Source organism: Allobosea sp. Tri-44 (assembly GCF_004123845.1).
In the GTDB taxonomy this organism is placed as follows: domain Bacteria; phylum Pseudomonadota; class Alphaproteobacteria; order Rhizobiales; family Beijerinckiaceae; genus Allobosea.
Map to the genome: position 1 here is coordinate 1 of NZ_NBDP01000067.1, position 2,117 is coordinate 2,117.

General features: G+C 61.6%; 3 protein-coding genes and 1 pseudogene. All 4 read right to left on the reverse strand.

Annotation, left to right across the window (positions count from 1 at the left end; translation table 11 throughout):
• On the reverse strand, nucleotides 1–569 hold a 569-nt coding region (locus B6S44_RS28810), incomplete at its 3' end, for an IS30 family transposase (protein ID WP_129160447.1).
• A gap of 237 nt (nucleotides 570–806) precedes the next feature.
• Nucleotides 807–1,142, reverse strand: a complete 336-nt coding sequence (locus B6S44_RS28815) for a type II toxin-antitoxin system RelE/ParE family toxin (protein WP_129160448.1) — start codon at nucleotides 1,140–1,142, stop codon at nucleotides 807–809.
• Nucleotides 1,139–1,417 carry a type II toxin-antitoxin system Phd/YefM family antitoxin gene (locus tag B6S44_RS28820; RefSeq protein WP_129160449.1) on the reverse strand — a complete coding sequence of 93 codons (279 nt, stop codon included), beginning with the start codon at nucleotides 1,415–1,417 and terminating at the stop codon, nucleotides 1,139–1,141. Before B6S44_RS28820 ends, B6S44_RS28815 begins: the two co-directional genes overlap by 4 nt.
• Before the next feature lie 77 nt (nucleotides 1,418–1,494).
• Nucleotides 1,495–2,117: pseudogene (locus B6S44_RS29710) on the reverse strand (type IV secretory system conjugative DNA transfer family protein); the annotation flags it as partial.

The following is a 2,117-nucleotide window of genomic DNA, read 5'->3' on the forward strand; positions in this document are numbered from 1 at the left end:
GGTGGAAGGAGATGGAGTGGTTCGCCCTCCCGGTGCCCGACCGGCTTTGGGTGGGGGAGGGCGTCCGGGCGGCGCGGGAGGTTCAGCACCGGGTTGAAGCTCGGCCCATTCCGGCGCCTGGCATGCCGCGGGCTGCGTCGCGCGCTGTGTTCCGGTAGATGCCGCCAGAGCTTGATGGCCTGACCGTCCGCCGAATAGGCAAACTTGTAGATCGTCTCGTGGCTGACCGAGATCGGATGACGCTCGAGCCGCATCCGGCCGGCGATCTGCTGTGGCGACCAGCCGTGCTGAATCCGTTCGATCACCGATTGGCGCACATGAGAGAAGCGCGCGAGCTTCCTGAGCCTGGTGCGCCGCTCGCGGGCCATGTCATGTGCCGTCACGCAATGGTAGCCGTCGAGCTCTGGCCATTCCTTGTCGATGAAGGCGTTGCGTCGCAACTCCCGGAAAATCGTCGAGCGATGCCGACCGAGCTTCTCAGCGATGACATCGACGCTCAATCCCATGCCGCGCCATCCGGCGAGCTTACGGCGTTCGGTCAGGTCGATCTGGGAGTAGGTGCGTTGCATCGCTGCGTTCCTGCGACTGATAACCCATTGGGATCATTCGCAAGTCCCACTTCAAACTTGAACCCACCCGTTCTACAAGCTCGATTCGCATAAGGTATCTTATGGAACGACCGCGCGGTTTCACGCCTATCGCGTTCCGGTGCGTGAGCGGGCTCGATTTAGCCATCCACCGCATGGAATCGCAAACAATATGCATCCGGCAAAAGGGCTCGAAGAACTGCGGAGCATAGCCCGATCTCACTGACCAAGTAAGCGGCGCTCAAGCAACGCTTGTAGGTCGCGGCGACCATCGGCGACAACGAGGATAAAGACCTTATTGCCGCTGACGCGATAGATCAGGCGGTAAGGATCGAGCAGAATCTGCCGGAATTCCCGAACCCCCAGCACCTCGAGTTCCCTGGGAAAGCTACCTCGCTCCGGGTGGTGTTCCAGTGTATGGATTTTCTCGAGGAATGCGTCGAGCAACGACTCGGCCGCCTCCCTTGAACGGTGTTCCAGCAGGTATCGGTGAATGGATTCGAGGTCATCCTCGGCGCCTCGCGTCAGTTCGACCTCGAAGCGGCCTTCCTTCATCGACGATCGGCCGCTTTTGCGCGCAACCTTTCGACAACGCCGCGAACGGGCGAGGTCTTGCCGGCATCGATATCCTGATTGCCGATGGCTAGCAGCTTTAGCAGTGCGAGCGTCTCTTGCGTCTGCTCGAAAGAGGCGACGTCCTGGATCACGGCTCTGGCTTCGCCATTCTGCGTGATCACCATGGGCTCCCGCTTCTCGGCGAGGCTTAAAAGGATATCGGCTGCATTGGCCTTCAAATAGCTGATCGGTTTGACCTGGGTCGAGTATCGCATGGCTGCCTCGATCTAAATTCAGACCGAATTTAGTCTGAGCGCGTGCGGGCCGCAAGAGCTCATCGTACGGTCTGAGCTCAAGTGGCCGATCTGTCGGCATCGCCAAACCCGCGCTGCAGGCTCTTGAGGTTTTCCGCAGCTTGAGCGACGGAACTGCTTGTAGAAGACTGTTCGCCAAGAGCCTGCATCATTATGGCGAAGGTCGCCTCCTGTTCGTCCCCGGCAGCCGCGATGATCCCGCGCAGATCGCAATTTTCGCCGACCGGCGCCGGCGGTGTCCCGAGGCTCAATTCCCCGGGAGGCTTCGTACTCACCCGAGGCGCAGAGGCTTTGACGCGCCCTGGCCGCTGCGTGGGGCTGGTCATGGTGACTGGCGACATATCCGGAGGTTCCCAGTTTGCCGGTGCTCTCTCAGAGGCCGCCCGCTCGGCCTTTGCAGCGGCTCTGGGGAGCTGCTCCGTTTCGCTTTGCCGCGCATCCGCCGATGGGCTGATCGTCCCGCCAAGCGGCTTATCCCGCCAGCCATCGAGGCGCGGCAGTGCGGGTGGAGACCCCTTCGCGGCCTCATAGAGCCGGCGATACGGCTTGTCGCGATAGTGCCGAATCTTGGTGAGCGCGAACGAGGGGGAGTGGTTCTCACGTAGGAACGAGAGACGGGCCACAAATAACCGACTGGTCAGGCGGCGGCTGGGGAGGCGGG

Excerpts from the sequence above, each read along its gene's own strand:
- B6S44_RS28815 (WP_129160448.1), bottom strand. The coding sequence starts at position 1,142 with ATGAAGGAAGGCCGCTTCGAGGTCGAACTGACGCGAGGCGCCGAGGAT.
- B6S44_RS28820 (WP_129160449.1), bottom strand. The coding sequence starts at position 1,417 with ATGCGATACTCGACCCAGGTCAAACCGATCAGCTATTTGAAGGCCAAT.